The sequence below is a fragment of the Paludibacillus litoralis genome (assembly GCF_037646705.1).
GTDB lineage: Bacteria > Pseudomonadota > Alphaproteobacteria > Rhodobacterales > Rhodobacteraceae > Pikeienuella > Pikeienuella litoralis.
The window spans coordinates 293,564-316,928 of record NZ_JBBHER010000004.1; the positions used below are offsets into that span (position 1 = coordinate 293,564).

At 67.8% G+C, this 23,365-nt stretch carries 26 protein-coding genes; 8 read left to right on the forward strand and 18 right to left on the reverse strand.

Annotation, left to right across the window (positions count from 1 at the left end; all coding sequences use genetic code 11):
• Positions 1-21: 21 nt before the first annotated feature.
• The gene (locus WG921_RS08165) at positions 22-1,284 is read left to right on the forward strand and encodes a pyridoxal phosphate-dependent decarboxylase family protein (RefSeq protein ID WP_340108719.1); all 1,263 of its coding nucleotides are present in this window, start codon (positions 22-24) and stop codon (positions 1,282-1,284) included.
• A gap of 20 nt (positions 1,285-1,304) precedes the next feature.
• Here the strand turns inward: WG921_RS08165 and WG921_RS08170 are convergent, their stop codons facing one another.
• The 10 genes from WG921_RS08170 to WG921_RS08215 all read right to left on the reverse strand — a co-directional run bounded on the left by WG921_RS08170 (position 1,305) and on the right by WG921_RS08215 (position 9,432).
• A complete protein-coding gene (locus tag WG921_RS08170; protein ID WP_340108720.1) occupies positions 1,305-1,928 on the reverse strand; it encodes a GntR family transcriptional regulator in 624 nt (207 codons plus the stop codon).
• Positions 1,929-2,165: 237 nt separating this feature from the next.
• Positions 2,166-2,888, reverse strand: coding sequence for an RNA polymerase sigma factor (locus WG921_RS08175; protein ID WP_340108721.1), 723 nt, complete (start codon positions 2,886-2,888; stop codon positions 2,166-2,168).
• On the reverse strand, positions 2,888-3,412 hold the full coding sequence (locus WG921_RS08180; protein ID WP_340108722.1) for a plastocyanin/azurin family copper-binding protein: 525 nt from the start codon (positions 3,410-3,412) through the stop codon (positions 2,888-2,890). The genes WG921_RS08175 and WG921_RS08180 overlap by 1 nt, the downstream gene beginning before the upstream one ends.
• A gap of 1 nt (position 3,413) precedes the next feature.
• A complete protein-coding gene (locus WG921_RS08185; RefSeq protein WP_340108723.1) occupies positions 3,414-3,860 on the reverse strand; it encodes a DUF5602 domain-containing protein in 447 nt (148 codons plus the stop codon).
• A 204-nt stretch (positions 3,861-4,064) separates the two neighbouring features.
• Positions 4,065-4,844: an SDR family oxidoreductase gene (locus WG921_RS08190; protein WP_340108724.1), complete on the reverse strand. Its 780-nt coding sequence runs from the start codon at positions 4,842-4,844 to the stop codon at positions 4,065-4,067.
• A 1-nt stretch (position 4,845) separates the two neighbouring features.
• Complete coding sequence (locus tag WG921_RS08195; RefSeq protein WP_340108725.1) at positions 4,846-5,619, reverse strand: SDR family NAD(P)-dependent oxidoreductase; 774 nt, start codon at positions 5,617-5,619, stop codon at positions 4,846-4,848.
• Entirely contained in the window at positions 5,612-6,280 is a 669-nt protein-coding gene (locus WG921_RS08200) for an HAD-IA family hydrolase (protein WP_340108726.1), read from the reverse strand. The genes WG921_RS08195 and WG921_RS08200 overlap by 8 nt, the downstream gene beginning before the upstream one ends.
• Positions 6,277-7,956, reverse strand: coding sequence for a class I adenylate-forming enzyme family protein (locus tag WG921_RS08205; protein WP_340108727.1), 1,680 nt, complete (start codon positions 7,954-7,956; stop codon positions 6,277-6,279). The genes WG921_RS08200 and WG921_RS08205 overlap by 4 nt, the downstream gene beginning before the upstream one ends.
• Positions 7,957-8,340: 384 nt before the next feature.
• Positions 8,341-9,054 (reverse strand): response regulator transcription factor CtrA, encoded by a 714-nt coding sequence (ctrA, locus tag WG921_RS08210; protein ID WP_340108728.1) that lies wholly within the window; start codon positions 9,052-9,054, stop codon positions 8,341-8,343.
• Between the two features lie 96 nt (positions 9,055-9,150).
• A complete protein-coding gene (locus tag WG921_RS08215; RefSeq protein ID WP_340108729.1) occupies positions 9,151-9,432 on the reverse strand; it encodes a DUF1153 domain-containing protein in 282 nt (93 codons plus the stop codon).
• A 108-nt stretch (positions 9,433-9,540) separates the two neighbouring features.
• On the opposite strand from WG921_RS08215, the gene mnmA reads away from it, so the two are divergent.
• Both mnmA and WG921_RS08225 read left to right on the forward strand, forming a co-directional pair.
• Entirely contained in the window at positions 9,541-10,689 is a 1,149-nt protein-coding gene (gene mnmA, locus WG921_RS08220; RefSeq protein ID WP_340108730.1) for a tRNA 2-thiouridine(34) synthase MnmA, read from the forward strand.
• 112 nt (positions 10,690-10,801) lie between these two features.
• On the forward strand, positions 10,802-12,184 hold the full coding sequence (locus WG921_RS08225) for a dipeptidase (protein ID WP_340108731.1): 1,383 nt from the start codon (positions 10,802-10,804) through the stop codon (positions 12,182-12,184).
• An 18-nt stretch (positions 12,185-12,202) separates the two neighbouring features.
• Here WG921_RS08225 and WG921_RS08230 read toward each other — a convergent pair whose 3' ends face one another.
• The 6 genes from WG921_RS08230 to tkt form a co-directional block, all read right to left on the reverse strand.
• Positions 12,203-12,493, reverse strand: coding sequence for a hypothetical protein (locus tag WG921_RS08230; RefSeq protein WP_340108732.1), 291 nt, complete (start codon positions 12,491-12,493; stop codon positions 12,203-12,205).
• A gap of 22 nt (positions 12,494-12,515) precedes the next feature.
• Positions 12,516-13,445, reverse strand: a complete 930-nt coding sequence (locus WG921_RS08235) for a class I fructose-bisphosphate aldolase (protein ID WP_340108733.1) — start codon at positions 13,443-13,445, stop codon at positions 12,516-12,518.
• A gap of 112 nt (positions 13,446-13,557) precedes the next feature.
• Entirely contained in the window at positions 13,558-14,751 is a 1,194-nt protein-coding gene (locus tag WG921_RS08240; RefSeq protein ID WP_340108734.1) for a phosphoglycerate kinase, read from the reverse strand.
• A gap of 33 nt (positions 14,752-14,784) precedes the next feature.
• A complete protein-coding gene (gap, locus tag WG921_RS08245) occupies positions 14,785-15,786 on the reverse strand; it encodes a type I glyceraldehyde-3-phosphate dehydrogenase (RefSeq protein WP_340108735.1) in 1,002 nt (333 codons plus the stop codon).
• Positions 15,787-15,902: 116 nt separating this feature from the next.
• On the reverse strand, positions 15,903-16,943 hold the full coding sequence (gene gap / locus WG921_RS08250; RefSeq protein ID WP_340108736.1) for a type I glyceraldehyde-3-phosphate dehydrogenase: 1,041 nt from the start codon (positions 16,941-16,943) through the stop codon (positions 15,903-15,905).
• A gap of 241 nt (positions 16,944-17,184) precedes the next feature.
• Positions 17,185-19,200: a transketolase gene (gene tkt / locus WG921_RS08255; RefSeq protein WP_340108737.1), complete on the reverse strand. Its 2,016-nt coding sequence runs from the start codon at positions 19,198-19,200 to the stop codon at positions 17,185-17,187.
• A 195-nt stretch (positions 19,201-19,395) separates the two neighbouring features.
• On the opposite strand from tkt, the gene WG921_RS08260 reads away from it, so the two are divergent.
• From WG921_RS08260 to WG921_RS08275, 4 genes are all read left to right on the forward strand, one after another.
• A complete protein-coding gene (locus tag WG921_RS08260; protein ID WP_340108738.1) occupies positions 19,396-19,839 on the forward strand; it encodes a hypothetical protein in 444 nt (147 codons plus the stop codon).
• Complete coding sequence (locus tag WG921_RS08265; protein ID WP_340108739.1) at positions 19,832-20,170, forward strand: cell division protein ZapA; 339 nt, start codon at positions 19,832-19,834, stop codon at positions 20,168-20,170. Before WG921_RS08260 ends, WG921_RS08265 begins: the two co-directional genes overlap by 8 nt.
• A gap of 268 nt (positions 20,171-20,438) precedes the next feature.
• The gene (locus tag WG921_RS08270) at positions 20,439-21,044 is read left to right on the forward strand and encodes a glutathione S-transferase family protein (RefSeq protein ID WP_340108740.1); all 606 of its coding nucleotides are present in this window, start codon (positions 20,439-20,441) and stop codon (positions 21,042-21,044) included.
• 207 nt (positions 21,045-21,251) lie between these two features.
• Positions 21,252-21,437, forward strand: a complete 186-nt coding sequence (locus WG921_RS08275; RefSeq protein ID WP_340108741.1) for a hypothetical protein — start codon at positions 21,252-21,254, stop codon at positions 21,435-21,437.
• Between the two features lie 7 nt (positions 21,438-21,444).
• Here the strand turns inward: WG921_RS08275 and WG921_RS08280 are convergent, their stop codons facing one another.
• Both WG921_RS08280 and WG921_RS08285 read right to left on the reverse strand, forming a co-directional pair.
• The gene (locus WG921_RS08280; RefSeq protein WP_340108742.1) at positions 21,445-21,744 is read right to left on the reverse strand and encodes a putative quinol monooxygenase; all 300 of its coding nucleotides are present in this window, start codon (positions 21,742-21,744) and stop codon (positions 21,445-21,447) included.
• The gene (locus WG921_RS08285) at positions 21,741-22,298 is read right to left on the reverse strand and encodes a gamma-glutamylcyclotransferase (protein ID WP_340108743.1); all 558 of its coding nucleotides are present in this window, start codon (positions 22,296-22,298) and stop codon (positions 21,741-21,743) included. The genes WG921_RS08280 and WG921_RS08285 overlap by 4 nt, the downstream gene beginning before the upstream one ends.
• Positions 22,299-22,350: 52 nt before the next feature.
• Between WG921_RS08285 and WG921_RS08290 the strand changes: the two genes are divergently transcribed.
• Complete coding sequence (locus WG921_RS08290; protein WP_340108744.1) at positions 22,351-23,361, forward strand: DUF2125 domain-containing protein; 1,011 nt, start codon at positions 22,351-22,353, stop codon at positions 23,359-23,361.
• Positions 23,362-23,365: the final 4 nt, after the last annotated feature.

The window sequence follows — 23,365 nt, forward strand, 5'->3', positions numbered from 1 at the left end:
GGCGCAGTGGAGGAGAATGACATGACGACCGAGCAGAGAAAGCCCTTCCCGGCGGGCGGCCGCGGATGGAACGACCTGAAGGCGGACATGACCAACCGCACGGCCGACGACATCGACTGGCGCGCCGGGCGCACGCCGCTCTTCGTCTTCCACGCCGACGACGAGACCTACGAGATCGGCAAGAACGCCTATCTCGAATTCTTCGGAGAGAACGCGCTCGGGGGCAAACGCGCCTTCTTCAGCATCGGCGAGATGGAGCGCGAGATCCTGGATTACGGGCTCAGCCTCTTCACCGCCCCGGACGGCGCCGCCGGCGCGTTCTCCACCGGCGGCAGCGAAAGCATCTTCATGGCGATGAAGGCCGCGCGCGACAGCCTGCGCGCCCGGCGCGGGTTCCGGCCGGGCGAGGACAGGTTGAACCTGGTGATGCCGATCACCGCGCATCCCGGCTTCGACAAGGCCGCCGACGCGATGGATATCGAGATCCGGCGCGGCGAGGTCGGCGAGGACAAGCGCGCCGGCGCCGACAGCCTCCGCCCGCTGATCGACGAGCGCACGATCGCCATCGTCGGCTCCGCGCCCTGCTTCCCGCATGGCGTGGTGGACCGGATCGACGAGCTTTCCGCGCTCGCGCTCGAAGCGGATGTCTGGCTCCATGTCGACGCCTGCGTCGGCGGGTGGCTCGCGCCGTGGTTCACCGCGATCGGGCGGTCGACCCCGACATTCGACTTCCGCCATGAAGGCGTCCGGTCGATCTCGGCCGATCTCCACAAGTTCGGCTTCTGCCCGAAACCCGCCTCGACCGTGTTCTACCGGGACCGGGCCGATCTCGAACGCGCGACGTTCATGGCCGACGCGTGGCCGAACGGGAAGTTCGGCACCCCGACCCTGGCGGGAACCCGCCCCGGCGGCGCCGTCGCCGCGTCCTGGGCGGTGCTGAACCATCTCGGCGAAAGCGGCTACAAGCGGATCGCCACGCAGCTCTCGACGATGATCGACAACTATGTCTCGGGGCTCGAGGAGCTCGGCTTCCGGATGATCGCCCGGCCCGATTTCTCGATCATCAACTACACCACCGACGACGCCGACGTCTTCGAGATCGCCGAAGCGATGACCACCCGCGGCTGGCTCCCCGGATTGACGCGGAATCCGAAGGGCCTGCACGCGATGATGTCGCTGCTGCATGAGAAATCCCGCGAGGCTTTCCTCGAGGATCTGGCGTGGGCGGCCGGAAAGGCGCGCGCCGGCGAAGCGAAAAAGGCGACGATCGAAGCCACGTATTGACCCATGGCGGCGCGCGGCGGCTAGTCGAGGATCTCCAGGATCTCGTTCACGCCGCGCGTCAGATCCCGCGTCAGCGCCTCCTTCGCGGCGACGACGTCTCCCATGCGAATCGCCGCGATGATGTCGCAATGATGCGCGTATCCCGACTCCCGCTGCCGATACGCGAACGGCAGCTGGGTCCTCGTCGGGCCGACGAGCAGCCATAATCCGTCTATCAGCCGCCGGAGGTCGGAAGATTCGGTGGCGTCATAGAGGGCGAGATGAAATTTCGCGTCCAAATGCAACGCTTCGTCATAGGATTCGGCGGTGTTGTTCGCGCGCATCTCCTCGTTCAGCATCTCCAGCTCATCCGCGAGATCCTCGCTGAAGGAGAGGCTGGCGAGCTCCACCGCCAGCGGCTCCAGAATGAGTCGAAGCCGGGCGATCTCGCGGTAGCGCGCCTTGCCGAGCGACGGGACGGAGAACATCTGCGTCGCGGAGACGTCGATCGCGCCCTCCCGCACCAGGCGCGCGATCGCGTCGCGCGCCGGAGTCAGGCTCACCCCCATCGTCCGGCCCAAACTGCGGGCGGAAATCTTCTCTCCGGGTTTCAACACGCCGAAAAGCAGGCGGCGGCGCAATTCCGCATACACCTGATCAGTCAAAGTAGTTCCACGCACGATGCCCGCTTTCGCGCGGACTCGCCGCATGACACCATCCGCCATCATAACCTCCGCTTCTTCCCGCGCGCCGGCGCCAGAACACGTCCAGTCGCCGCCAGGCACACAAGCTATCGTAAATGCAACACATGAAATCTTTGTTTCGGCCCGATGAAATATGGCCTAAATAAGGTCTATCCTGTGAGCGCATGCGAAGCTAGACGCCGAAGCGTTTTTTTTGGCTCAACTGGCGTCACCTCCCTTCACCTGATTGAAAAGACTGTTCAATACTCGGTCGGTCATTCCGACGCAGCGTTCGCCGTCGAACGGGAAGATGCCGGTGAACTCCCGCGCCGCGGTTTTCTCCAGCTTGCCGCGCAGCAATCTGCGGGCGCGAAACAGGCGCGTCTTGATCGTCACCACCTTGACGCCGAGAAGCGCGGCCACCTCCTTCGCGCTCATCTCCTGAACATCGCGCAGGATATAGGCCAGCCGGAACGGCTCGGGCAGGCTGTCGACCGCCTCTTCGAGGATCCGGCGAAACTCCGCGCGCCCGACCTCGGTCTCCGCGCTCGAAGGGGGGGGAGTCGTCGAATGAGACATGGCTTCCTCCAACTCGCTCATCGCCCCCTCGCGATAGTCGTCGAGATTGACGACCAGCTTCCGGCGGCGCAGACGCCCATAGGCTTCGTTCATGACGATCCGCGTCAGCCAGGTTGAAAATGCGGCGTCGCCGCGAAACTTCTCCAGTTTCGTGAAGGCGGAGACATACGCCGCCTGCACCACGTCCTCGGCTTCGGAATCGCTATGCACGATGCCGCGCGCGACCCGAAACATCTGTTGATTGCACCGCTGGATCAGGGCGCGGACGGCCATCTCGTCGCGTTCGCGCGCGAGCGCGACGAGGCGTTCCTCCGGCAGCCCATCCAGCGAGCGGTAATCGGCGAGGCGTTCAACCTTCATCATCATCCCACCTCCGGGGCCCGGACGGCGCCCTGCGCGAGGATGTCGGCGACGGACGGGAACCGATCCAGCGCGGCCTGCGGCAGATCGGCGGGCGGGTAGGCGCCGCCATCGACGCGCCCCGAGTCCGCCACCACGATTCGCCCGACCATTCCCGCCGCCTCATGCGGGGCGCAATAGTAGTCATACACCCCAGGCGCGGTGAGCGTCACTTCATAGCTCTCATCGGTCAGCAGATAGTCGCTGTCGAACGGCTGCGCGGCCTTCGGGATTCGCAGCGCGTGATCGTAATTGTCCGGGTGATAGGCGGTGGCGGTGTGCGAGTTGCTCTTGTCCCTGTTGGTCCAGCGGACGGTCTGGCCCGGGCGGATCAGGATTCCGATCGGATCGAACCAGACGCGTGAGCCGTCCGGCCGGCCACTCATGGCGATGAGCGCCGGGCCGCCTTCGGCCGCCGCGGAATCTCCAAGGAAAGGGAGGGCGGCCAGAAAGCCGCCGCCCGCACACATGAATGTCCGGCGCAGCATGTTATTTCGCCACGCTGGCTTCATCGGCCGCCGAAACATGCCAGAGCACGATGTGGACATGCGGCTCGGGAACGCCCGGGTGGCCGGCGTTGTAATAGATGTCGGTGTGATCGACGACGCGGCCCGGCACCGCGAGATTGTCGAAGCTGGTGTCGGGGTTCAGATCCTTGACCGGGATCATGTAGATCGTGCTCACGAGACGCCCGTCATGGTCATAGGCGACAAACGGGCCGGCGGGCAGCGTGGCGGGGTCGACGAAAAGCTGGCCCATGCCGGGCAGGAAATCGGGCAGCGGGACGAGGGCGCTGACCTGCTGGTAGGGCGCGGCCGGCGGCGCGGTCGCGACGTCGGCCTCGGGGCCGTGCATCGGGTTCAGCGGGTTCTGCGCGCAGGCGGCGGTGGCGAAGATCGCGGCGGCCGCCGCGGTGGTGGCGAAATACTTGGTCATTCTGCGTTCCTTTTCACATGCGGGAGTCCGCCATCTCTGGCGCTCTCGCGGAATTGGATGCGCAGCGTGGCCGCGGGTTCCCGGATCCGGAAAAATTTTTCGTGGCGGCGAAAAGGCGCGCGAGGGGCCGCAGGCGCCGGGCGCCGCCTCCCTTCATGAAAAGGAGGCGGCCGGTTCAGAGAGGGCTGAGGCCCCCGATAGGGATCAGCGCCCTTCGACGGCGCCGCCGAAGCGCCGGTTCAGCTTCCGCATGCCGCCGATCCAGCGGTCGTAATTCGCGGTCTTGTTCCGCATGTATTGCAGGACTTCGGGATGCGGCAGCACGAGGAACGTCTCCTCCTCGATCGCCTTGACGCAGGCGTCGGCCACCGGCTCCGGCTCCATCATGCCGTCGAGCGCGGCGACGCCGTCCTCGTGGCCGGCCGTCATCCGCGAGCGCACCGCCTGCGGGCAGAGCACGGAGACCTTGATCCCCTGATCGCCATAGGTGAGCGCCAGCCATTCCGCGGCGCCGACGGCGGCGTGCTTCGTGACCGCGTAAGGCATCGAGCCGACCTGGCTCAGGAGCCCGGCGGCCGATGCGGTGTTCAGCAGATATCCGCCCCCCCGCGCGATCATCAGCGGAACCAGATGCCGCGCGGCCCAGACATGCGCCATCAGGTTGATGTCGATGATCCGGCTCCAGTCGGCGTTCGGCGTCTCCGGGCCGCCGGGAACGAGAATGCCGGCGTTGGAGCAGAAGATGTCGATCGGGCCGTGCTCCGACTCCACCCGGTCGATCAAGGCCTTGATGCTTTCCTCTTTCGCCACGTTCACTTCGATCGCCGCGCCGCCGGCCGCCTTCGCGGTCTCCTCCGCCCCGGCGAGGTCGATGTCGGCGGCGATCACGATCTTCGCGCCGGCCTTCGCGAATCTGAGCGCCATGGCCTTGCCGATGCCGCTGCCGGCGCCGGTGACGACGACGATCCTGTCTTTGATATCCATCTCAGGTCCACATGTTGGAGCCGCCGCAGAGCGTGACGGCCTGTCCGGTCATATAGCGGCTCGCGCCGCTGGCGAGGAAGGCGGCGACGCCGCGAAAATCCTCCGGCTCGCCCAGCCGCCCGAGCGGGATCTGCGCGACCGCGGCCGCCTCGCGTTTCGGATCTTCATAGAGCGCGCGCGCGAATTCGGTGCGGATCAGGCCGGGGCAGACCGCGTTCACCCGCACCCCCTTCGGCCCCAGCTCCGCCGCCAGATTGCGCACCAGCCCGAGGAGCGCCAGCTTCGAGATGTTGTAGGCGCCGATCTCCAGCGACGGCTTGAAGGCGCCGATGGACGAAGTGAAGATCATCGCCCCCTCGCCTTTCGCGGCCATATCCGGCGCGCAGAGCCGGGCGAGATGCAGATTGGCGCGCACATTGGTCGCCATGATCTTGTCGAAGGCTTCGTCGCTCAGGGTGTCCATCGGGCCGAAATGCGGGTTCACGGCGGCGTTGCCGACGAGAATGTCGATCGGGCCGAGCCGGCTCCGCGTCTCCGCGACCAGCGCCTCCACCTCCGCGGCGCGGCCCGCGTTGCCGGCGATGGGAAAAGCCCGCTCCGCCCCGACGAGGGCGTTGATCTCCTTCGCCGTCTCCGCGCAGGACTCGGCCTTGCGCGAGGAGATCACGACCGAGGCGCCGCTCATCGCCAGCCCCTCCGCCATCGCCCGCCCGATGCCGCGCGACGAGCCGGTGACAAGGGCGACCTTGCCGGCCAGATTGAAAAGATCAGACATCCTGTTTCTCCTGAAGGTCGAGGCCAGTGAGCGCGGACAGCTCGGCGAGCGCCACGCGGTAATCGTCGAACGGAACGCGGACGACCCGCATCCCCATCGCCGCGGCGGGTTTGAGATTGACTCCGAGATCATCGACGAAGACGCACTCCGCCGGCGCGACGCCGAGCGCCTCGCACATCATCTCGTAGATCCGCGGCTCCGGCTTCCGGACCCCGGCCTTCGCGCTTTCGATCAGGTGGTCGAACTTCGCCAGAACCTCGGCGGCCATGGCCCGCCCGTCCTCGTTCCGCGCCCATTCGACGGCGCCGCCGCCCGGCATGTTGTTGGTGATGCAGCCGGTGAGGAACCCGGCCGCTCCGATCCGGTCCAGCGCGGCGATCATGTCGGGCCGGAAATCGAGCTTCATCAGCGAGAGGAGCGTCCGCCCCGTCACCTCATGGCCGGCGGCGCGGGTCTCGGCCGCGAACGCGGCGTCGAACTCGTCGAGCGAGATCTCCGCCCGCTCGAAGCGGGAGAACGCGCCATCGCCGAGCCGCGCCTTGATCACGCCGCCGAGGAACCGCTCGGGCAATCCCTCGCGCCGCTCGTATTCGGCGAAATGAGAGACCGGCGACGAGGTGAACACCCCGCCGAAATCGAAGATCACCGCGCGAAGCTTCATGCGGCGGTCATCTCTTTGACGCAGGCCGCGCGGATCATCCGCCGGTCGATCTTGTCGGTCGCGCCGCGCAGCAGCGGCGTCTCCTGCAGCCAATAGCGGCTCGGATGCTTGAATGGCGCAAGCACGTCGTTCAAAAACAGCGACAATTCTCTCTCCGTCAACGGCGCCCTGATGCTGACCGCGGCGCCCACCGCCTCGCCGAGCCGGTCGTCCGGTATGGGAAACACGGCCGCCTCCGCCACCGCCGGATGACGATGAAGCGCGCCCTCCACCTCAAGGCAGGAGATGTTCTCTCCGCCCCGGATGATGATGTCCTTCTTCCGGTCGACGATGGTGACATATCCGTCTTCGTCGACCGAGCCAAGATCGCCGGTGTGAAACCAGCCGTCCCGGATCGCGGCGGCCGTCGCCTCCGGATCGTTCAGATAGCCGCGCATCAGCGCCGCGCTTTTCATGCAGATCTCGCCGACCTGGCCCGTCGGCGCCTCCCGGCCCGCGTCATCGACGATCTTCAGCCGCTGGATCGCCGGGTAGAGCCGGCCGGCGACATCCGGCCGCGCCACGTATTCCGCGCCGGTGATCCCGACGCCGAGCGCGTTGGTCTCCGTCAGCCCGTAGCCCGAGGCGACGGCCGCATGCGGAAACGCGTCCGCCTGCCGCCTGACCTCCGCGCCGGGCCGTTTCGCGCCGCCGGCGCTCAGGCTGGACAGGCTGGGCAAGGTTCGCCCCGCCCGCCGCGCCGCCGCCGCCAGCTCCGCCGCCATCGTCGGCACGCCGAGAAAGCGCGTGACCCCTTCCCTCTCGATCAGGTCGACCGCCGCCTCCGCATCCCATTTCCGCATCATCACGAATTTCGCGCCGAGCGGGATCGAGAGCAGGAAGACCGGATGCGTCGCCGTCACATGAAAGAGCGGCGTGACGCAGAGCACGACCTGCGGCTTCTTCTTCGGCGGCGTCTCCATCATCAGGGGCGAAAGCGCGAGCGTCATCAGCCACGACCAGACCGCCTGCATCGCGCTCCGATGCGTCAGCACCACGCCTTTCGGGTATCCGGTGGAGCCGGAGGAGTAGACGATCATGAAATCGGAATCGGGGCCGATCTCCAGATCCGGCGCCGACGCGCCTTCGGGCGCCAGCACGTCCGCGTAGCGCGGCTCGCCCGCCGGCGCAGGGTCGCGCACCGCCACCAGATCGAGGCCCAGCCGCCGCGCGAACGGCCTGATCCGCTCCGCTCTCGGCCCGTCCGCGAAAACCAGCTTGGCGCCGGAATCGGTGAAGCCGTACTCCAGCTCCTCCGTCGTCCACCAGGCGTTGATCAGCACGGACACCGCGCCGACCGCGGCGATCGCCATGATCAGCGTCACGTATTCCGGATAATTCCGCATCGCCACCGCGACCCGGTCGCCCGGCTTCACGCCCCGGGCGCGGAGGCCGGCGGCGAGCCGCGCCGTCTCGGCGCACCAGGCGTCATAGCTGACGCGCTCCCCCTCATAGACGATGTAATCGGCGCCAGGGGCGCGAATCGTCCGGCCGTAAAGCTGAAGCGCGTAGGCGTTGGCGGGCGCGTTGGCGAACACCGGCAGCGGCTCTCCACGGATCGTCGCCGTCGACAGAGCGAAGAGCGGATCGGTCCGGACCATATGGTCCGCAGCTTCGTCAAACGTCATCGGCGGCATGCTCGCATCTCCCTCGGCTCCACAGCCCTTGCGGCGCCGCGGCGCGTTTCCCGGCGACGCTAAGAACGCCGGGCGCCGCGGTCAAGGCGGCTCAAAGCGAGGTGAAGATCGGGGGGAGGCGAAGATCGGGGCGGCGCGAAACGCGGAGCGGGCGTGGACGGGACCAGCGTCGCGCTGCAAGCCCCCCGCGCCACCGGAACCCGCCACGCCCATCCCCTCCGTACAACACAGATGTTAGGATCAGGTTGCGCCGATCACGAAATGGAGATGAGAAAACCTCGAAAGGCGCCATTCATGTCACGGAATGCGCCCGAAATTCGCCGAAAGGCCGGGCGCGCGCCGGATGGCGCGGCCCGGATTTCGCGGGAAAGCGCGCAGGCGCGCTTACGCCATCGCCGGCGCCGCGCGCGGCATGGCGGCGGGCGCCGGGTCGCGCAGAACATAGCCGCGCCCCCAGACGGTCTCGATATAGTTTTGCCCCCCGTTCGCCGCGGAGAGCTTCTTGCGCAGCTTGCAGATGAACACGTCGATGATCTTCAGCTCCGGTTCGTCCATCCCGCCATAGAGATGATTGAGGAACATCTCCTTCGTCAGCGTGGTCCCCTTCCGGAGGCTGAGGAGCTCCAGCATCTGATACTCCTTGCCGGTCAGGTGCACCGGCGTCCCCGCGACCTCCACGGTCTTGGCGTCGAGATTCACCGAGACCTCCCCGGTCGCGATGATCGACTGCGCATGCCCCTTCGACCTGCGGACGATGGCGTGAATCCGGGCGATCAGCTCGTCCCGGTTGAACGGTTTCGTCATGTAGTCGTCGGCGCCGAACCCGAACCCTCTCAGCTTGTCATCGGTGTCCGACATGCCGGAAAGAATGAGAATCGGCGTCGCGATCTTCGCGGCCCTCAGCGCTTTCAAAACGTCGTAGCCCGTCATGTCGGGCAGATTCAGATCCAGAAGAATCAGGTCGTAATCATATAATTTTGCGAGATCGATCCCTTCTTCGCCGTGATCCGTTGCGTAGACGTTCAGGTTCGCCTTCGCTAGCATCAGCTCGATGCTGCGCGAAGTTGACTGATCGTCCTCAATCAACAATACCCGCATTACGCTCATCCTTTCGCTGCACACTCCTTAAGATTGATGCCACATTAAGGACAAAAGGGTAAACGAGTTATTACCTGAGGGGGAGCGACGTGTGTGCTACCCCTCATGCGTGTTGCGAAAATGCTGCAGTTTGGTCACATGAAGCGCATTTCGGCCATGTTTCGCCAGAGAATGTCGCCAGAGATCGAGCTCTTCCGGGCTCAGGTCATAGCGGCGGCACACTTCGTCTTCGCTGATCACGCCATTCTCGACCGCGATGACGACCGCGATCTTGCGGCTCGCAACCCAGCGCGCCGTATCGGCGGGCGGAAGGTTCCGGAGTATCCGCTCGGTTCGCCGCGCGTCACGACATTCGGAAATTGGCACGACCTTCCGCATCACTCACTCCCACACAACATCACACATCGCGCGAGTTTCGGATCTTTCGCCTAACAGGCGGTGAATCGCGGGCTTGAGGCGCGCCTCCCACGGCGCTAGACGGGCGTCATGGATGGCTCGGCCCCCTTCAATTCCCTCGGCGTCGCCAAGTCGCCGCAGACGACGCGCGTGGTGGTCGCGATGTCGGGCGGCGTCGACAGCTCCGTCGTCGCGGCGATGCTGGCGCGCGAAGGGTACGATGTCGTCGGCGTCACGCTTCAGCTCTACGATCATGGCGCCGCGCTGGCGAAAAAGGGCGCATGTTGCGCCGGGCGCGACATTCACGACGCCCGCAACGTCGCCGAGCGGATGGGCTTTCCGCATTATGTGCTCGACTATGAGAGCCGCTTCCGCAAAGCGGTGATCGAGGAGTTCGCCGACCAGTATCTGGCCGGGGCGACCCCGATCCCCTGCGTTCTCTGCAATCAGAGCGTCAAGTTTCACGACCTTCTGGAGACCGCGAAGGATCTGGACGCCGATTGCCTCGCCACCGGACATTACATTCGCCGGGTCGAAGGCCCGGCCGGCGCCGAGATGCACCGCGCGGTCGATCTCGCCCGCGACCAGAGCTATTTTCTGTTCGCCACGACGCAGGATCAGCTCGACTTTCTCCGCTTCCCGCTCGGCTCCCTCGCCACCAAGGCGGAGACCCGCGCGCTGGCGGCCGAATTCGGGCTTCCGGTCGCGGACAAGCCCGACAGCCAGGATATCTGCTTCGTGCCGGAGGGCCGCTACGCCGACGTGATCACGAAGCTGCGTCCGGGCGCGGCCGAGCCGGGTGAGATCGCGCATCTCGACGGCAGGATCCTCGGCGCGCATCCGGGAATCATCCATTACACGATCGGTCAGCGCCGCGGCCTCGGCCTCGGCGGCGGCGAGACCGGGGGCGAGCCGCTCTTCGTCGTGCGGCTCGACGCCGCCGCGCGCCGCGTCATCGTCGGCCCGCGCGACGCGCTCGCGGTGCGCCGCGTTCCCGTCAAGGACGTGAACTGGATCGGCCCCGGCCGCTTCGAGGACGCACCGGCCGGAGGCTGGGAGGCGCGGGTGAAGCTGCGCTCCGCGCGCCCCGCCATCGAGGCGCGGATCACGCCCGAGGGCGCCGGCGCCGTGGTCGAGCTTCTGTCGCCGGAGGAAGGCGTCGCCCCCGGTCAGGCCTGTGTTTTCTATGAAGCCGAAGGCGAGCGCGTGCTGGGCGGCGGCTGGATCACCCGCGGTTGACCGCCGCCGCCGGCCGCAATCCACCCATCTTCCCGCCCCTGCGGAGCCGGCGCCCGATGGACAGCGGCGCCGGCGCGAGTCATCGTCGCCCGATCATATGAAGGAGCCTTTCATGACCGAACTCGACGCCGTACTCGCTCATCTCGATTCCGACAGGGACGCCGCGATCGAGCGGCTTTTCGCATTTCTCCGGATCAAGAGCGTCTCCACCGACAGCGCCTACAAGGACGAATGCCGCAAGGCCGCCGAATGGCTGGTCGCGGACCTGCGGGGAATCGGGTTCGACGCGTCGCTCCGCGAGACGCCGGGGCATCCCATGGTGGTCGCGCATTCCGGCGGCGAGGGGCCGCATCTCCTGTTTTACGGGCATTACGACGTGCAGCCGGTCGACCCGCTCAATCTCTGGACCGCGCCGCCCTTCGAGCCGGTGATCGCCGAAGGCGCCCAGGGGCCGGAGATCCGCGCCCGCGGCGCGTCCGACGACAAGGGCCAGGTGATGACCTTCATCGAGGCCTGCCGCGCCTGGAAGGCCAGGACCGGAAAGCTCCCCGCCAACATCACGCTGCTTTTCGAGGGCGAGGAGGAATCCGGCTCGCCCTCGCTCATCCCCTTCCTTCAGGAGAACGCGGAGGAGTTGAAGGCGGAGCTCGCCCTCGTCTGCGACACCGGAATGTGGGATGCGGAGACTCCGGCGATCTCGACCATGCTGCGCGGCATGATGGGAGAGACGATCACGGTGAAGGCCGCGAATCGCGATCTCCATTCCGGCATGTATGGCGGCCCCGCGGCGAACCCGATCCGCGTGCTCGCGAAGATCCTCGCGTCGCTCCACGACGAGACCGGGCGCGTCACCCTGCCCGGCTTTTACGACGGCGTGCCCGAGACCCCGCCCGAGATCCTCACGCAATGGGAGGCGCTCGGCTTCAGCCATGAGGCGTTTCTCGGCGCGGTCGGCCTCTCGGAGCCGGCGGGCGAAGCCGGGTATTCGGCGCTGGAGCAGATCTGGGCGCGCCCGACGCTCGAGTTCAACGGCGTCAGCGGCGGCTATACCGGTGAAGGGTTCAAGACCGTTCTGCCGGCGGAGGCGTTCGTGAAGATCTCCTGCCGGCTGGTCGGCGATCAGGACCCGGTCGCGATCCGCGACTCGATCCACCAGCGGTTCCACGAGATGCTGCCCTCCGATTGCACGATCGCGTTCGATACGAAGGACGGCGGCTCCGGCGGCATCGTCATGCCCACCGATGATCCGCGATTCGAGGCCGCGCGCCGCGCGCTCTCCGATGAATGGCCGAACGAGGCGGCCTTCGCCGGCTGCGGCGGATCGATCCCGATCGTCGGCCATTTCCAGGAGATCCTGGGCATGAACTCGCTTCTGATCGGCTTCGGCCTGGATGACGACCGGATCCATTCGCCAAACGAGAAATATTCCCTGACCAGCTTTCAGAAGGGCGCGCGCTCATGGGCGCGGGTTCTCGCGGCGCTGGGGAACGGATAAGCCGCCCCGGCGGCGCGCTCAGCCGCGGCGCGCCCGCCGCCCGGCCGCCCCGCCGCGGCGGGCGGCGGGCGCGGGCCGGGCGGCGCTGTCGCGCAGGATGGCGGTCATCGGATGATCCGGCGCGGAAGGGCCGTGATGCGCCAGAAGGCGCCGCGCGTCGGCCGCCATGTCGCGCTCAGGAGCGACGCCGAGCGCCCAGTCGAGGAAGATCGCGCGGCAATCGGCCGCCCCGATCCCCTCGATACGGTAGGCGTCGAGAATCAGCGCGCGCGGGTCGAGGTCGCCGGTCGGCCCCACGTTTTTCCGCATCGCCCATCCCCGCGCGCAGCCATCAAGCGCGATTCTTGTAGATGTCGATAATCTCGGCGAGCATCTTCAGCGCCTCATCGCGCGGGCGCTGGAACGTGTTCCGCCCGATGATCGAGCCGTTGCCGCCGCCGTCGCGGATCGCGCGGGCGTCGTCATAGACGGAGCTTTCGCCCTTCTTGGCGCCGCCGGAGAAGACCACGATCCGGCGGCTGTTGAACGCCGCCTGCATGCAATGCGCGACGCGCGCGGCCTGCGCCGCGATGTCGATCTTCTCCGCCTCGTAAACCTTCTTCGCCTCATTCAGCTCCAGATGGTCCGTGGACAGCTTGATCTTGATGATGTGCGCGCCGAGAAGCGCCGCGATCTGCGCCGCGTAGGCGGCGACGTCGATCGCGGTCTCGCCCGCCTTCGTCAGCGCCTCGCCGCGCGGATAGGACCAGATGACCGTGGCGACGCCCTTCGCCGCCGCCTCTTCGCGCATCGCGGAGATCTCTTCGAACATGTCCAGCCCGGCGGAGGAGCCCGGATAGATCGTGAAGCCGATCGCGGCGCAGCCAAGCCGGAGCGCGTCGTCCACGCTCGCGGTGATCGCCTGATCCTTCGGGGCTTCCTCCGGCATCAGGGAGTTCGCGCTGTTCGCCTTCAGGATCGTCGGGATCTGGCCGGCGAAACTGTCCGCCCCGGCCTCCAGCAGCCCGAGGGGCGCGGCGAAGGCGTTCAGGCCGGCGTCGATCGCCAGCTGATAGTGATAATGCGGGTCATAGGCGGCGGGATTCGGCGCGAAGCTGCGCGCCGGGCCATGCTCGAAGCCCTGATCGACAGGCAGGATCACCATCTTGCCGGTCCCGCCGAGCTTGCCGTTCATCAGCATCTGGCAAAGCTTGCCCTTCACGCCGGGCGTCTCGCCCTCGTAATTGGCGAGGATCTTCTGAACGATGCGCGTGGCTTTCATCGATGTCTCTCCAGTTGCGGACGGCGTTTTCATGTGTGCGGTAGCCCGTGACGGGAAGCCGGGTCAAGCGGAACGTGGTCGCGCCCGGGCGAAGCGGCGAGGGCCGGCGCGCTCACCCCTTCTCCAGCGCCGCGACGCCGGGCAAGGTCTTGCCCTCGAGCCATTCGAGGAAGGCGCCGCCCGCCGTCGACACGTAGGAGAAGCGCGCGCCGGCGCCGGACGCGTTGAGCGCCGCGACGGTGTCGCCCCCGCCCGCGACGGTGAGGAGCCGCCCCGCCGCGGTCAGCTCCGCCGCCGCGCGCGCCGCGGCGTCGGTCGCGGCGTTGAACGGCGGGATCTCGAACGCGCCGAGCGGGCCGTTCCAGACCACGGTCTTCGCCGCGCCGAAACGCCGGATGATCTCCGCGACCGTCGCCGGCCCGGCGTCGAGGATCATCGCGTCCTTCGGGCAGTCCCCGACCGCCACGACCTCATGCGCCGCGCCCGCGGCGAATTCCCGCGCCACCACCAGATCCACCGGCAGCACGATCTCGCAGCCCTGCGCCGCCGCCCGGTCCATGATGTCGCGCGCCGCCGACGCGAGGTCATGCTCGCAGAGCGAAGCGCCGACCTCCTCGCCCCGCGCGGCGAGGAACGTGTTCGCCATGCCGCCGCCGATCACGATCTGATCGACCCGCGCCGAAAGATTGCCGAGGAGCGTCAGCTTGGTCGAGACCTTCGCGCCGCCGACAACCGCGATCACCGGGCGCTCCGGCGTGGTCAGCGCCGCGCTCAACGCCTTCAACTCGGCCTGCATCAGGCGTCCGGCGACGGCGGGCAGGAGCCGCGCCAGCGCCTCGGTCGAGGCGTGCGCCCGATGCGCGGCGGAAAACGCGTCGTTCACGAAGACGTCGCCGAGCGCGGCCAGCGCCGCGGCGAATTCGGCGTCGTTCGCCTCCTCCCCGGGCTGAAAGCGGGTGTTCTCCAGCAGGAGCGCCGTCCCGGGCGCGAGATCCGCCACCGCCGCCGCCGCGACCGGCCCGGTCGTCTCCGGCGCGAAGACGACCGGCGTTCCGATCGCCTCCGCCAGCGCCGGCGCGATGGGCGCGAGCGACATCTCCGGATCCCGCTTTCCTTTCGGGCGCCCGAAATGGGCCAGAAGAATCGGCCGCCCGCCCTTCGCCAGAACCTCGCGCACCGTCGGCCCCACGGCGCGAAGCCGGGTCGCGTCGGTGACGACGCCGTCCACCATCGGCGCGTTGACGTCGACCCGGATCAGAACCCGTTTCCCCGCAAGGTCGATATCGTCGATCGTCCTGAAGCCCACGCCTCGCCTCCGTCAAAAATCACCCGCCGCGCCCTAACCGAGACGCCCGACCAGGGCCGCGATATCGGCCATGCGGCAGGAGAACCCCCATTCATTGTCATACCACGCCACGACGCGGACGAAATCGCCGCCGACGACGCTGGTCTCGTTCGCCGCGAAGCTGGCGGAGGCGCCGTCATGATTATAGTCGATGGAGACTTTCGGCGCCTCGTCATAGACGAACACGCCCTTCAGCGGGCCTTCCGACGCCGCCTTCGCCGCCGCGTTCACCTCGTCCACGGTCACCTTCCGCCCGGCGAGAAAGGTGAGATCGACGAGGCTGACATTCGGCGTCGGCACCCGCACCGACGCGCCGTCGATCCGGTCCGCGAGGTTCGGCAACACCCGTTTCAGCGCCGAAACCGCCCCGGTCGAGGTCGGGACCATCGACATCGCGGCGGCCCGGCTCCGGTAGAGATCGCGGTGCAGCTTGTCGAGGATCGGCTGATCTCCGGTATAGGAGTGCACCGTCACCATGTGCCCCTTCATGAGGCCGAACGCCTCATCCATCACCATCGCCAGCGGCGCGAGACAGTTGGTGGTGCAGGACGCGTTCGAGATCACCCGATCCGCCGGCCTCAGATCCGCATGGTTGACGCCATAGACCACGGTCCGGTCCGCGCCGTCGCCAGGCGCCGAGATCAGCACGCGGCGGGAGCCGTTCTGAAGATGCCGCTCCGCCTTCTCCCGGTCCTTGAAGACGCCCGTGCATTCCAGCGCGACGTCGACATCGGCCCACGGCAGCTCCTTCGGATCGCGGAGCGCCGTGACCCGGATCGGGCCGTAGCCGATGTCGATGCCGCCACCCACCACCTCGACCTTGCGAGGAAAGCGCCCATGCACGCTGTCGAAACGCAGAAGATGCGCGTTGGTCTCGATCGGGCCGAGATCGTTGATCGCGACGATCTCGATATCGTCCCGACCGGATTCGACGATGGAGCGGAGCACGTTGCGGCCGATCCGGCCAAATCCGTTGATTGCGGCTCTGACAGACATACAAAAGCCTCTTCAGGAGTGACTCGCGCCGGGAAGGCGGCGCGCCCCCATGAATATGCGTCTTGCGGCCGCAGGTCGCCACCCGGAAGAACGGCTCCGGGCGACAAACCCCGGATTCAGGCGGCTTTCTGCGCCTTCACCCGGCCCATCTGCGCGCCCATGAACGCCGCAAGATCGGTCATCCGGTGCGAGAAGCCCCATTCATTGTCATACCATGCGAGAACGCGGACGAAGCGGCCGCCGAGAACCCGGGTCTGATCGGTGTGGAACACGGCGGAGCGCGGGTCATGATTGAAATCGACGGAGACCAGCGGCTCGTCGGTGTAGCCGAGCACGTTCTTCATCGGCCCGTCCGCCGCCGCGCGCATCGCGTCATTGATCTCGGCCACGGTCACGTCGCGCCCGGCGGTGTAGGTCAGATCGACGGCGGAGACGTTCTGCACCGGCGCGCGCATGGCCACGCCGTCGAGGACGCCGCGCAGCGCCGGGATCACTTCGCCGATCGCCTTCGCCGCGCCGGTCTTCGTCGGGATCAACGAGGTCGCCGCGGCGCGGGCGCGGTAGAGATCCTTGTGCGTCGCATCCAGCGTCGGCTGGTCGCCGGTATAGGCGTGAATCGTGGTCATGAACCCCTGCTCGATCCCGGCCAGCTCCAGCAGCACCTTCGCCACCGGCGCGAGGCAGTTCGTCGTGCAGGAGGCCGACGAGACGATGAGATCCTCGGCTTTCAGCATGTCGTCGTTCACGCCGAAGACGATGGTCCGGTCCGCGCCCTTCGACGGCGCGGAGACGAGAACGCGCTTCGCTCCCGCTTCGAGATGCAGCGCCGCGTCGTCGCGCGCGGTGAAGCGCCCCGTGCATTCCATGACGATATCGACATCCAGCGCCGCCCATTCGCAGGCGCGAGGGTCCGTGTGCCGGGTATAGGCCACCGGGCCGCGGCCGAGATCGATCACTCCGGCTTCGGCGTCCGGCTTCACCGGAAGGCCGAAACGGCCGTGAACGCTGTCATATTTGAAAAGATGCGCCGCCGTCTCGACGGGGCCGCGATTGTTCACCGCGACCAGCTCCACATCCGAGCGCCCCGATTCGATGATGGTCCGCGCCACCAGACGCCCAATCCGCCCGAACCCGCTGATCGCCACCCGCACCGCCATGCTGCTCTCCCACATCTTGAACCCACCACAAGACGACTCGCGGCCGCCTACCCATCGGGGTAGGTTCTACCTACCCCAACGGGCGGATTCTTCAAACAGGTTTTTCTCGAATCTGCGATCCGGACAGGGAGACGCGTTGTCGCGGCGCCGCAGGCGCGCGTCATGATTCACATGCCGTCGCGGTACATGATTTCAGGGGCGCGGCCGCCGCTCCCGCGGCGGAAAACCCGCGCGCCCCGCCTCAGAGCAGAGCCTTCGCCGCCGCCGCCATCTTCTCGGCCGTGATGCCGAAATGGGCGTAGAGATCGGTCGCCGGCGCCGAGGCGCCGAAGCCCTCCATGCCGATGAAGGCCGCCTTGCGGCAATCGCCCCGTTCGCCGGAAAGCCAGCGATCCCAGCCAAATCCGCCCGCGGCTTCGATTCCGACGCGAACCGGGCCGCGCGGCAGCACCTTCCGCCTGTAGCTCTCGTCCATCGCCGCGAACAGCTCCCATGACGGCATCGAGACGACGCGCGCGCCGATCCCCTCCGCCTGCAGCCGCTCACGCGCCGCAAGGGCGATCTCGACCTCGGAGCCGGTGGCGAGAAGGATCGCCCGGCGCTTGCCCTCCGCCTCGGCCAGCACATAGGCGCCGTTGGCCGCGAGGTTCCGGTTCGAGTGCGCCGTGCGGACGGTCGGCAGGCTCTGCCGGGTGAGGGCCAGCACGCTCGGCCCCGAGAGCGTGAGCGCGAGCTCCCACGCCTCCGCCGTCTCGACCGCGTCCGCCGGCCGGAAGACGGTGAGCCCCGGCATCGCCCTGAGGCTCGCCAGATGCTCGACGGGCTGATGGGTCGGCCCGTCTTCGCCGAGGCCGATGCTGTCATGGGTCAGCACGTAGACGACCCGCTGCTTCATCAGCGCCGAAAGCCGGATCGCGCCGCGCGCGTAATCGGCGAACACAAGGAACGTGCCGCCATAGGGGATGACGCCGCCATGCACGGCCATCCCGTTCATCGCCGCCGCCATGCCATGCTCGCGGATGCCGTAATGGACGTAGCGGCCGCCCGGATTCTCGGCGGAGAAGACGCCGAGCCCGTCGGTCAGCGTGTTGTTGGAGCCGGTGAGGTCCGCGGAGCCGCCGATCGTCTCCGGCGTCACCGGGTTGATCGCCGCGAGCGCGGTTTCGGAGGCTTTCCGCGTCGCCACTTTCGGTTGCGTTTCGCTGATCTCGCGTTTCACGCGGCGGATGGCGCCGGCGAGCTTTTTCGGCGCTTCGCCGGCGATGACCCGCAAAAACTCATCGCGGCGGCGCGCGGAGGCGGCGTCGAGCCGCGCCGTCCATTCCGCACGCGCGGCGGCGCCCCGCGCGCCGATCTTCGCCCAATCGGCCGCGACGTCGTCCGGGATCTCGAACGGTCCATGCGTCCAGCCATAGGCCTTGCGCGCGGCGGCGATCTCTTCGGCGCCGAGCGGCGAGCCATGCGCCTTGGCGCTGTCCTGTTTGGTCGGCGCGCCCAGACCGATATGGGTCTTGCAGGCGATCAGGGTCGGCCCTTCCGCGCCCTTGGCCGCGGTCAGCGCCGCGCCGATGGCCGCGGGATCGTGGCCGTCGATCTCCAGAACGGTCCAGCCCGACGCGCGGAACCGCGCCGGCTGATCGGTGACGTCCGACAGCGACACCGCGCCGTCGATCGAGATTCCGTTGTCGTCCCAAAGCACGATCAGCTTGCCGAGCCGTTGCCGCCCGGCGAGCCCGATCGCCTCCTGGCTGATCCCCTCCATCAGGCAGCCGTCGCCGGCGATCACATAGGTATGGTGATCGACGAGCCCCTTCCCGAAGCGCGCCGCCATCGACCGCTCCGCCATCGCCATGCCGACGGCGGTCGCGAGCCCCTGCCCCAACGGGCCGGTCGTCGTCTCGATTCCGGCGCCGTGGCCGTATTCCGGGTGGCCGGCGGTCTTCGAGCCGAGCTGGCGAAACCGCTTCAGCTCCGAGAGCGGGAAATCCGAATAGCCCGTCAGATGCAGCAGGCCGTAGAGCAGCATCGAGCCGTGGCCCGCCGAAAGCACGAACCGATCCCGGTCCGGCCAATCGGGCGCGGCCGCGTCGAACTTCAGATGATCGCGAAACAGAACCGTCGCCACATCCGCCATGCCCATCGGCATGCCGGGATGGCCGGAATTCGCCGCCTCGACCGCATCCATCGCAAGAACGCGAAGCGCGGCGGCGAGGCGCCAGTGATCGGGGTGGGCTGAGCGGAGCGCGGTAATATCCAAGAGACGGGCTTTCGGTCTGATGACGGGCCGCAGGCCCTGAACATCGGCGTTATCGCGGAACCCGCCCCGGAGGGTCAAGCCGCATTGCGACAAACGCGGCCACTGGCGATAGTGTCGCGGGATTGACGACGCACGCGTCGATTCGGCGCCGAGGAGAGACTACAGGGAGCGACGGATCGTAAGGAGAGGGACGGGATGACCGATTTGAAGGCGGCGACGGAACGATTGACGGCCGCGGTATCGGCCCTGGAGCGAACGCTGCGCGAGGAGCGGCGGAAAGCGGCCGAGACCGAGGCGCGCGCCCATGAGGCCGCGCGTTTGCTGAGCCAGGCGCGGGAGGACGCCGCAGCCGCAGCCGAAACCGCGCGCCTCCGGATCAGCGCGCTCGAAGAGGCGCTGGCCGAGGCCGGCGACACCGCTGCGCTCGAAGCCCGCGCGGCGGAAGCGGAGCGCGCGGCCGAGACGGCCCGCGCGGACGCCCGGGAGGCCGCGGCCGAGCGCGACGCCGCGCTGAAGGAGGTCGAGACGCTCCGCGCGGCGCGGGACGACGACGCGCAACTCCGCGAGGAAGCGGCCCAGGCGCTCGACGCCGCGATCGGCGAATTGAAGGAATTGAGCGGGGTCAGGGCGCATGGCTGAGGTTTCCATCAGAATCAGCGGCCGCGCGTATCAGATCGTCTGCGACGACGGGCAGGAGGCGCGGGTCGCCGCGCTCGCCCAGCGGATCGACGACGAGGCGACCGCGCTCGCCGCGTCGGGCGGGCGGATCACCGAAGCGCGGCTTCTCCTGATGTCGGCGCTGATGCTCGCGGACAAGCTGGACGAGACGGAGGCCGCCCTCCGAGACGCGCCGCCGCCCGAGACGGCGCTCAGCGAAATGGACGCCGCCGAAGTCCAGGCGACCATCGACGCCGCCGCCGCGCGGCTCGAGGCGTTGCGCGCGGCGGGCCCGGAGAGCGGCGCAGGCTGATCGCCGGCTGATCGCCGACGGCGCGAAGCGGGATTATCTTCGTTTCCCGCTTCCATTTCCGGGTCGCGGACACTATCTCTCGAAGCGGCGAGTTCTGTCCTTCCCGTGCCGGGGCGTGACCTGGTGGCCTTAATCTTTCTCGCGGGAGCTGGCTCTGTGTTCGACCGTGGTCTTACGCACCTGGCGCCCACCTGGTAACCCAGGCTCGCGAGGATCACTCACCCCGACGGTCGCGACGGGCTCGCCGCCTCTTTGAAGGATCTGCTCCATGTATGAAGTCTACGGTTCCCCGGCGTCTCGCGCCGCCCGCGTCATCTGGATGCTGGAGGAGATCGGCGCGCCTTACGAGATCGTCCCGGCGAAGCCGCACAGCGCCGAAGCTCTGGAGCTCAACGCCAGCGGCAAGATCCCGGTTCTGGTCGACGACGGCCGCGCGATCTTCGATTCCACCGCCATTCTCCTCCATCTCGCGGACAAGCACGGGAAACTGACATTCCCGGTCGGCGCGCCGGAGCGGGACCGGATGATGAGCCTGATCTGTTTCGCCATCGACGATGTGGAGCAGCCGCTCTGGACGCTGACGAAGCATCGCGCCATGCTCCCGGAGCATCTGCGCGCCGCCGACGCGGTTCAGCCCGCCTGCCTTTACGAGTTCGCGAAAGCGATGGGGACGCTCGAAGCCTATCTCGGCGACGGGCCGTTCGTGATGGGCGACGCCTTCACGGTCCCCGACATCATCCTCGGGCATCTCGGCGGTTGGGCGAAAGCCATGGGCTTCCCCGCGCCGGAGGGCGAAGTGGGCGCCTATATGGCGCGCGTGCGCGACCGGGCCGGCTGGCGCGCGGTGGCGGATGCGCGGGCCCGCGCCGCGTGACCGCTTCGGACCGTGACGCCGCCGCGGCGTGACACGAAGCGCCGTCAGACCCGACGAGCGTGAATTCCGTGTGAAATCATGTGCGTGGCGTCACAGATCCTGCGCCAGACCCCTTCACAATCGGCGCAGTTAGGGACAGATGAGGGCCTCCGGGACGCCGCAAGCCTTTCCGACGCCCCGACAGTCAAATTCGCGTAGGGATCCATCATGCCCGACACTCCAACCCGCCCCAAGATCACATCCGACAAGGACGATCGCAATTCGCTCCGGCTTGTCGTCAATCCTGAAAACACCCCGGCCCGCCTCGCCCGTCGGGATTGGTCGAACGTGGTTTTTTCGGTCGCCTTCTGCGAGGAGGCCCGGCGCGATTTCGAGCGGCGGAAACCCGGCTGACCGGCGCTCAGAGCGGCGCGACCAGATCCACGTTCATTCGGTAAAGCCGCCGCCGCAGAACCCGGAGAGAGCCAAGCTTCGCCTGGAACGCCGCCATGTGCGCGGACTCGTTATGAGCCTTCAGCGCCGCCTCGTCCCGCCATTCCTCATAGACCCGAAAGCAGCGCAAATTGACGAGATCGGAATAGAACCGGTAGACGTAACATCCGTCTTCCGCCGCGGACGCCTCCATCATCTCCAGCGCGGCGCTCATCGCCGGCCAGGCGTCCTCCGGGTGAAATTCGATCTCTCCGGTGATGACGATCATGACGCGGGCGGCCCGATCAAACCGGCCACAAGGCGATGAAGCCGCGTAATCTCCATATCGTCCACCCCCATCTCCTCAAGATGCGCCATCGTATTGTCGAGATACTCGGCGTTGGTTCCGGCCGGGCCGACCGCTCGGGCGATCACCTCCGCCTGCTCCTCCGGCGTCAGCCCGCCGCGATATTGCCGGTGCGTCCGGTCCATCACATAGGCGAGCGCCTCGACCCGCTCGCCGCCCCCGATCTCGACCGGCAGAAACCGCTCCAGATAGGAATAGGTAACCAATTCCCGCGCCCGAAGATATGCGCGCGTCTCCTCCCGATGAGAAGGGTGAACGCGATAGGCGATTCCCTCGCAGGCCCCGCCCGCGTCTTCATCGAGCGCGAGAACGAGGCCGGGGTACGCCGGCGTGCCCCGATAGGTGATCGAATCGAGGCAGAACCGCCGGCGATATCCCGGCATTCGGGCGCGTCGGCGCTCCTCATGCGGGAAACCCGGCTTCCACATCAGGGAGCCGTATGCAAATACCCAGAGATCGGGTGGTTCCTGAGCCATCCGGAGATTTTACAGCCCTCGCGCCGGCGCGGCCAGTCGAAGGATGCAGATTATGAAATTCAAGCTGCTGGCCGGCGCCGTCATCGCCGTAATCGTCGGCGTGAGCGTCTGGTGGCTGCTCGCCGCGCGCGCCCAGGAAGCCGCGCTGGCCGGATGGCTGGCGGAGCGGCGGGCGGCCGGCTGGCAGGCCGAGGCGGCGGATGTCTCCATTCTCGGCTTTCCGAACCGGCTCGATCTCAAGCTGACGGAACCCGCGCTCGCGGACCCCGCGTCGGGCTGGGCCTGGTCCGCGCCATGGTTCGAGGTCGCGCACCTCATCTACCAGCCGAGCCTCTTCATCGGGATCTGGCCGCCGGAACAACGGCTCGCGGCCCCGGGCGGGCGGGCCGTCCTGCGCACCGAAACCATGAAGGCGAGCTTCCGGACCGAAACCAGCGCCGCGCTGCCGCTGGTTCGCGCCTCTCTCGATATCGAGCGCGGCGCCCTCGCCGCGGATGCGGGCTGGACCGCGGGCGCGGCGCGGATTTCCGCGCATGTCCGCGCCGCGCCCGACGCCGGCCCGGAGAACGCCTATGAATTTCGCGCCGACGGGCTGCGGCTCCGGTTGCCGAATCACATCCGCGCGCTGCTGGACCCCACCGACACGCTGCCGCCGGCGATCGAAACGGTGACGCTGGAGGGGCGCGCCGCGTTCGACCGGCCGCTGGACCGCTTCGCGCTGGAGGGGCCGAAGCCCGGCCTCCGGCTTCTTTCGCTGGACGCCGCCGACGCCGAATGGGGGCGGCTGAAGCTCACGGTCTCCGGTTCGATGAAGGCGGACGCCGAGGGATACGGCGAAGGGGAGTTCGCCATCGGCGCCACCAACTGGACGGCGATGCTCGACGCCGCCGCCGCCAGCGGCGCGCTGAGCGCGCCGTTCGTCGAGACGCTGAAGACCGGCCTCGGTTTCGTCGCCCGGCTGACCGGAGACGGCGAGACGCTCAACGTGTCGCTGTCGCTGTCCGGCGGCTACGCCCGAATCGGGCCGGTCCCGATCGGCCGGGCCCCCCGCCTGATCGACTGACGCC